The organism is Roseateles sp. P5_B10 (assembly GCF_056400485.1).
In genome coordinates this window covers 1-7,174 of the sequence record NZ_JBFULE010000227.1, presented here as the reverse complement: position 1 = coordinate 7,174, position 7,174 = coordinate 1, and the positions used below count along the sequence as shown (strand labels likewise).

Genomic DNA, 7,174 nt, shown 5'->3' with positions numbered 1-7,174 from the left:
GTCTTGCCCAGGTCGACCGCGTCGGCAGCGGACGCCGCTGGAGGGGGAATCTCCGGCGTCTGGGCTGCCGCACTCAGGGTGAGACCGCACAAGGAAAGGATCAGGAGGGGGCGAAACTTCTTCATGACGGGTACTCGTGTGGCGGAATGAACCGCTGTCTGAGTGACCGTCGCTGCCGATTGGTTCCCGATGGAGCGGGGAACCAAGCGCGCCCCACAGTCACTCAGTGCCTGATCRCAGGCCGCCGTGGCTGCTTACCGTCTGTTTTTCTGCTCCATTGAGGCGATCCCATCCATGACCTGGCGTGACCGAGTGATCTGGACGGAGGGCATGTTCCTCCAGCCGCAGCACTTCCAGCAGCACGACCGCCACTGGGAGCACCAGTGGCGCCAACGCCTGCAGCAGGCCGTGGCCTATGCCTGGGGCTTCGGGGCCCTGAGCCTGGACGAGGCCTCGTTGACACTGGGGAAGGTGGGCCTGGCTTCGGCACAGGGCCTGCTGCCCGACGGCACGGCCTTCTCCGCCCCGGGCGGCGATGCCGCACCCGCGGCCCTGGACATCCCGGCCGACGCCCGCAATGAGATCGTCGTGCTGGCCGTCACCCTGCAGCGCCCGGGCGTCGTCGAGACCGATGCCGAACAGGCCGCCGGCGCCATGGGCCCGCGCTTCATGGCCGCCGAGGTCAATGTCGGCGACAGCAATTCCCAGCTCGACCGCGACGCCGCCTTGCAGATCGGCCGGCTCAACCTGCGCCTGATGCTGCAACGCGATGCTGGTGAGGGCTACGCCACGTTGGGCGTGGCCCGCGTCGTCGAGCGCCGTGCCGACAACCGCGTCGTGCTGGACCCCAGCTTCGTGCCGCCGCTGCTGCATGCGCCGGCCCACCCGGTGCTGGACGGTTATGTGCGCGAACTCTGCGGCCTGCTGAACCAGCGCGGTGAAGCGCTTGCCGCCCGCCTGGCCGCTCCCGGCCGCGGCGGTGTCGGCGAGATCTCGGACTTCCTGCTGCTGGAAGCCGTCAACCGCAACCAGGCCCTGTTCAACCACCTGCGCTCAGTCTCGCTGCTGCACCCGGAGCGGCTTTACAGCGACTGCCTGACGCTGGCCGGCGACCTCGCCACCTTCCGCGACAGCCGCCGCCCGGCCCAATACGCCGAGTATGTGCACGACGACCTCGCCGCCACCTTCCGCCCGGTCATCGACGACCTGCGCCAGTCCCTGTCCATGGTGATGGAGCAGACCGCCATCCCCATCGAGCTGCAGGACCGCGCCTACGGCGTGCGCGTCGCCCTCATCCCGGACGTGCAGTTGCAGCGCAGCGCCACCTTCGTGCTCGCCGTGTCGGCCCAGCTGCCCGGCGACGCACTGCGGGCGCGCTTCCCCACCCAGGTCAAGATCGGCCCGGTCGAGCGCATCCGCGACCTCGTCAACCTGCAACTGCCCGGCGTCACGCTGCGCCCGCTGCCGGTGGCGCCGCGCCAGATCCCCTATCACGCGGGCCACAACTACTTCGAGCTGGAGACCCGCGGCAACGAGCTGTGGAAGCAGCTCGAAAGCTCGGGCGGCCTGGCCATGCACATCGCCGGCGAGTTCCCGGGGCTCGAACTCGAGTTCTGGGCCATCCGCGCTTGAGACGCGCCATGAAACACGAACACAGCCACAGAGACACAGAGGCACAGAGAAAAGCCGGAAGGAAGCTGAATTCCTCTGTGTCTCTGTGCCTCCGTGGCTGTGTTTTGAATTGATCGGTTGATGCGATGAGCGATCCCAACAACGACGACCCCTTCGCCGCCTTCGGGCAGGACCGCACCGTCATCAAGCCCAGCGCGGGCCGAGCGGCGACGACGGCGCCCCAGCCGCCGGTCCGGCCGGCCGCGGCCCCAGGCCACGCGCCAACCGGCATCCCCGCCGGCCCGATCGGGAAAGAGGCCCCGATGGCGCTGGAGGCACTCACCACCGCCAGCCTCAACCCGCTGGTGGCCGCCGCCATGCCGCTGCTGTCAGCAGCGCCGCGCGTGCGCCACAGCGCCCAGCATCCCAACCCCGCCGGGCTGAAGGAGGCCCTGGCCGAAGGCATCCGCGCCTTCGAGGCCAAGGCGCGCGCGGAAGGCCTGCCCAATGAGCAGGTCATCGCCGGCCGCTACATCCTGTGCACGCTGCTCGATGAGTCCGCCGCGAGCACACCCTGGGGCGGCTCGGGCGCCTGGGCCGCGCAGAGCCTCTTGGTGCAATTCCACAACGAGTCCTGGGGGGGTGAGAAGGTCTTCGCGCTGATGGCCAAGCTGGCCGAGAACGTGCCGGCCAACCGCAACCTGCTGGAGCTGCTCTACGTCTGCCTGGCCTTCGGTTTCGAGGGCCGCTACCGCGTCGTCGACAACGGCCGCGCCCAGCTCGATGGCGTGCGCGCCCGGCTGGCGCAGATGCTGCGCCAAGGCCTCAATCCCGACCCGGCGCTGTCGCCACGCTGGCAGGGTGCCGAGCCTGGCGAGGGCGGCCTGCGCCAGAAGCTGCCGCTCTGGGTGATCTGGGCCGCCACGGCCCTGGTGCTGCTGCTCGTCTACGTGGGCTTGCGCTTCAGCATCAACGGCAACTCGGACGCCGTCTTCGCCACGCTGCGCGGCTTCGACGTCAAGACCGCCGCGGTCGCCGCGCCCACGCCGCCACCCGCAGCGCCGCGCCTGGCCGGCCTGCTGGACCTCGACGTCAAGGCCGGCCTGGTGCAGGTCAATGACCTGGCCGACCGCTCCATCGTCATCATCAAGGGCGACGGCCTGTTCAACCCCGGCAGCGCCGAGGTGTCGTCGGAGCTGCGGCCGCTGGTGCTGCGCATCGGCGAGGCGCTGCAGCGCATGAAGGGCCAGGTGCAGATCACCGGCCATACCGACAACCAGCCCATCCGCTCGTTGCGCTTCCCGTCCAACTGGCATCTGTCGCAGGCCCGCGCCGAGGCCTTCCGCAACCTGCTGGCCGAGCGCGTCGAGATCGGCCGGCTGCGTGCCGAAGGGCGAGCCGATGCTGAGGCCGTGGCCGACAACGCCACCCCCGCCGGTCGAGCCAAGAACCGCCGCGTCGAAGTCACGCTGATGGTGCAGGACCGCTGATCATGAAAAAAGTCCTGTCCTTCCTGTTCCACCCCGTCACGCTCGGCGTGTTCGGCCTGCTTGTCATCTCGGCCCTGGTCTGGTGGGTCGGCCCACTGATCGCTTTCGGCGAGCACCGGMCGCTGGACACCAGCTTCTCGCGCTGGATTGCCCTGGCCATCGTCTGGCTGCTGGGCGGCCTGCGCCTGGTGTGGACGCAGATGCGCCGCCGCCGCATCAACGCCGCCCTCGTCAAGGGCATGGGCTCCGGGCCTTCGGCTGCAGCCAAGGAAGAGGTGGTGCTGCAGGAGCGCTTCACGCAGGCGCTGGGCCTGCTGAAGAAGGCGCCGGGCGCCAAGAAGGGCCTGTTCGGCGGCAGCTCGCTGTATGACCTGCCCTGGTACATCTTTGTCGGCGCACCGGGCTCGGGCAAGACGACGGCGCTGCTGAATGCAGGCCTGAACTTCCCGCTGACCGAGAAGCTAGGCCAGGCCAGCGTGCGCGGCGTCGGCGGCACGCGCAACTGCGAGTGGTGGTTCAGCGACGAGGCCGTCCTCATCGACACCGCCGGCCGCTACGCCACACAGGACTCCGACAAGGAAACGGACGCCGCGGCCTGGAACACCTTCCTGGACCTGCTGCGCAAGGCACGCCCGCGCCGCCCCATCAACGGCGTGCTGCTGACCATCAGCGTGCAGGATCTGCTGGCCCTGCCGCCCGACCAGCGCAAGGAGCAGGCCTCGCGCGTGCGCGGCCGCATGCAGGAGCTGCAGCAGCGCCTGGGTGTACGCGCACCGGTCTATGTGATGGTCACCAAGTGCGACCTGCTGGCCGGCTTCAACGAGACCTTCGGGCCCATGGGCAAGGAGGAGCGCGACCAGGTCTTCGGCTTCAGCTTCCCGGTTTCGATGGCGCCGGGCGAGGAGACGCTCGCCAATTTCGGCAGCGAGTTCGCGTCGCTGGAGAAGCGCCTGCGCGAGCGCCTCATCGAACGCATGGAGGCCGAGAGCGACACGCTCAAGCGCGCCACCCTGTTCGCCTTCCCGCAGCAGTTCGGTGGGCTCAAGGGCTTGCTGGGCGGCTACCTGGAGACCGTCTTCGGCGGCAGCGGTGCGCTCGACGAAGCCCCGCGCCTGCGCGGCGTCTACTTCACCAGCGGCACGCAGGAGGGCACGCCCATCGACCGCGTGCTCGGCGCGCTGGCCCGCACCTTCGGCGTCGAGCGCCGCCTGACGCCACCCGCCGCGGCCAAGGGCCGCAGCTATTTCCTGAACCACCTGCTGCGCAAGGTCGTGTTCGTCGAGCAAGGCCTGGTGGGGCAGAACGCCCAGGTCGAGCGCCGCAGTGCGCGGCTGCGCCTGGCGGGCCTCATGACCCTCGGCATCGTCACCTTGACGCTGCTGGTCGGCTGGGGCTTCAGCTACTTCGGCAACCAGCGCTACATCACCGACATCGAGGCCAAGCTGCCGGCCCTGCAGGACACCATCAAGGCCCTGCCGCCCACCAGCGGCAGCGACCCCTCGGCCCTGCCCGAAGCGCTGGCCGCCATCCGCGACGCGGCCCAGCCGCCTGGCTTCGCGCTGAACGACCCGCCGCTTCGCCTGGGCTTCGGCCTCTTCCAGGGCGACAAGCTCGACGCCGGCGCCCAGGTCTCCTACCACCGCCTGCTGCAACGCGGCTTGGCACCACGCGTCGCAGCGCGCCTGGAGGAGCGCCTGCGCACCGCCAACCGCGACAACCTCGAGTTCGCCTACGAGTCGCTGAAGGCCTACCTGATGCTCTACACGCCCGAGCATCTGGACGCACCGGGCCTGCAGGCCTGGGTGGGCCTGGACTGGGACGCCAACCTCGAAGGCAGCCTGGGCGCCGAGAAGGTGGCGCTGCTGAAGAACCACCTCGACGCCTTGCTGTCGCGCGGCGCCTTCGAAGTGGCCCAGCCCATGGACAAGACGCTGGTGTCCAGCGTGCGCGAGATGCTGGGCGCCTACCCGCTCGAATACCGCATCTTCAGCCGCCTGCGCCGCGCCCAGATCGACGGCGACCTGCCGCCCTTCACGGTGGCGGCCGCGGCCGGCCCGCAGAGCCCTAACGTCTTCGTGCGTGCCAGCGGCMAGCCGCTGACCCAGGGCATCCCGGGCATGTTCACCAAGGACGGCTACAAGAAGGCCTTCCAGACCTCGGTGGACAAGACGGCCAAGCAGCTCGCCGACGAGGAGGCCTGGGTGCTGGGCACCAACGCGGCCACGGCCAAGCGGCAGGCGGCCGACAAGACCCTGGTGGAGCGCGTGCGCCGCCTCTACCTGGAGGAATACGTCAAGGTCTGGGACGCCTACCTGGCCGACGTGCGCCTCGTGAAGCTCAACGGCCTGGACCGCGGCATTGCCGTGTCGCGCCTGGTGTCGGCGGTGGATTCGCCGCTGGCCGCCTTCCTGCGCGCCGCGTCCAGGGAGACGACGCTGATCGACCCGGTCAGCAACGACAACACCATCAACAAGGAGCTGAACAAGCGCGCCGATGACGCCGTCTTTGCCAAGGGCGGCGAACTGGCCCGCCTGGCCGGGAACCAGGCCAAGGCGCCGACGTCCATCTCGCGCGACGGCCCGCTGGAGAAGATCGTCGACGACCACTTCGCCGCGCTGCGCCGCCTCGTGACCGGTACGCCGCCGCCGCTGGACGACGTGATGAAGATGTTCAACGAGGTCTATGTGCAGCTCAGCGCCGTGCAGGAGGCCTTGAAGAGCAAGTCACCGCCGCCCGCGGGTGGTGGTGGCGGCAAGCTCAAGGCCGCCGCCGGCCAGCAGCCCGAGCCACTGCGCGGTGCGCTGGAGACCCTGGCCGAGGCCGCCGACAACCAGAGCCGCCTGGTGGAGCGCCAGAGCCTGACCGGCGAACTGCAGCCCGTCAGCGAGTTCTGCAGCCGCGCCATCGCCGGCCGCTATCCGGTCGCACAGGGCTCCAAGGTCGACGTGCTGCCGGAGGACTTCGGCCAGTTCTTCGCCCCCGGCGGCATGATGGATGACTTCTTCACGCGCAAGCTCAGCCCCCTGGTCGATGTCGGCACCAACCCCTGGAGCTTCCGGCCCACGGGAGATGGAGCGAAGCCGGTGTCGCCGGCGGCCCTGGCCGACTTCCAGCGCGCCACCCGCGTGCGCGAGGTCTTCTTCCGCGGCGGCGGCAAGGCCCCGGCCTTCCGCGTCGACGTGCGCGTGCTGGAGCTGAACGACGGCCTGAAGGAGTTGACGCTGGACATCGACGGCCAGGTCAGCAAGTTCACCGCCGGCAGCAACCAGGCGGTCAGCCTGCAATGGCCGGGCGCGCGCCTGAGTTCGCAGATCAAGCTCAGCGGCCAGCCGGGCGGCACGCCGGTCACCTTCGACGGCCCCTGGGCGCTGTTCCGCCTCTTCGACCGCTTCGAGGTGCAGGGCTCGCCGCAACAGCCCGAGCGCTTCGTCGTCGTCATCAACCTCGACGGCCATCGCGTCCGGCTGGAGGTCACGGCCAGCAGCGTCTTCAATCCGTTCCGGCTGCGCGAGCTGCAGCAGTTCCGCTGCCCGGGGGCGTTGTGAGCGGCGTTGCCGGTTGGTATGGCAAGTTGCCGGCGCTCGGCGATTTCGCGTCGCGCCGGCTGACTCCGGAATGGATCGCGCAGTGGGATGGCTGGCTGGCCGCCGGCCTGCACCAGTTGCGCGTGGACGCGCCCGACACCTGGCTGAACGACTACCTCGCCAGCCCTGCCTGGCGCTTCGCGCTGCTGCCCGGCGCCTTGCCTGACGGCTCGGGTGAAGGCCTGCGCGTCGGCGTGATGATCCCTTCGGTGGACCGGGTGGGCCGCTACTTCCCCCTGGTCGTCATCAGCCCGCCCCTGCCGCGCCCCAACGACGGCGCCCAGGTGGCCGCGCTGTGGCAATGGGCCGGCCAGATCGAGGAGATCGCCGTCAACGCGCTGCATGACGACTGGAGTGCGGAGACGCTGGATGCGKCCCTGGCCGATGTTCCGCCTCCGACCTCCCTGCCCGACAACGGCCTGCCGCCGGCACTGGCCGCCTTGCTGAGCCAGGCCGCCTGGGACGGCCTGCAAGGCTGCAGCCTGTGGC

The 7,174-nt window shown here is 69.9% G+C and carries 4 protein-coding genes; all 4 read left to right on the top strand.

The features are described 5' to 3' along the window. Window positions 1–294 precede the first annotated feature (294 nt). Complete coding sequence (gene tssK / locus AC1DU6_RS15125) at window positions 295–1,632, top strand: type VI secretion system baseplate subunit TssK (protein WP_056194134.1); 1,338 nt, start codon at window positions 295–297, stop codon at window positions 1,630–1,632. A gap of 125 nt (window positions 1,633–1,757) precedes the next feature. Next, window positions 1,758–3,101: a DotU family type VI secretion system protein gene (locus tag AC1DU6_RS15120; protein ID WP_457322767.1), complete on the top strand. Its 1,344-nt coding sequence runs from the start codon at window positions 1,758–1,760 to the stop codon at window positions 3,099–3,101. A 2-nt stretch (window positions 3,102–3,103) separates the two neighbouring features. After that, window positions 3,104–6,646: a type VI secretion system membrane subunit TssM gene (gene tssM, locus AC1DU6_RS15115; protein WP_477858049.1), complete on the top strand. Its 3,543-nt coding sequence runs from the start codon at window positions 3,104–3,106 to the stop codon at window positions 6,644–6,646. Further along, the coding region (gene tagF / locus AC1DU6_RS15110; RefSeq protein ID WP_477858047.1) for a type VI secretion system-associated protein TagF at window positions 6,643–7,174 on the top strand (532 nt) is incomplete at its 3' end. The genes tssM and tagF, both read left to right, overlap by 4 nt.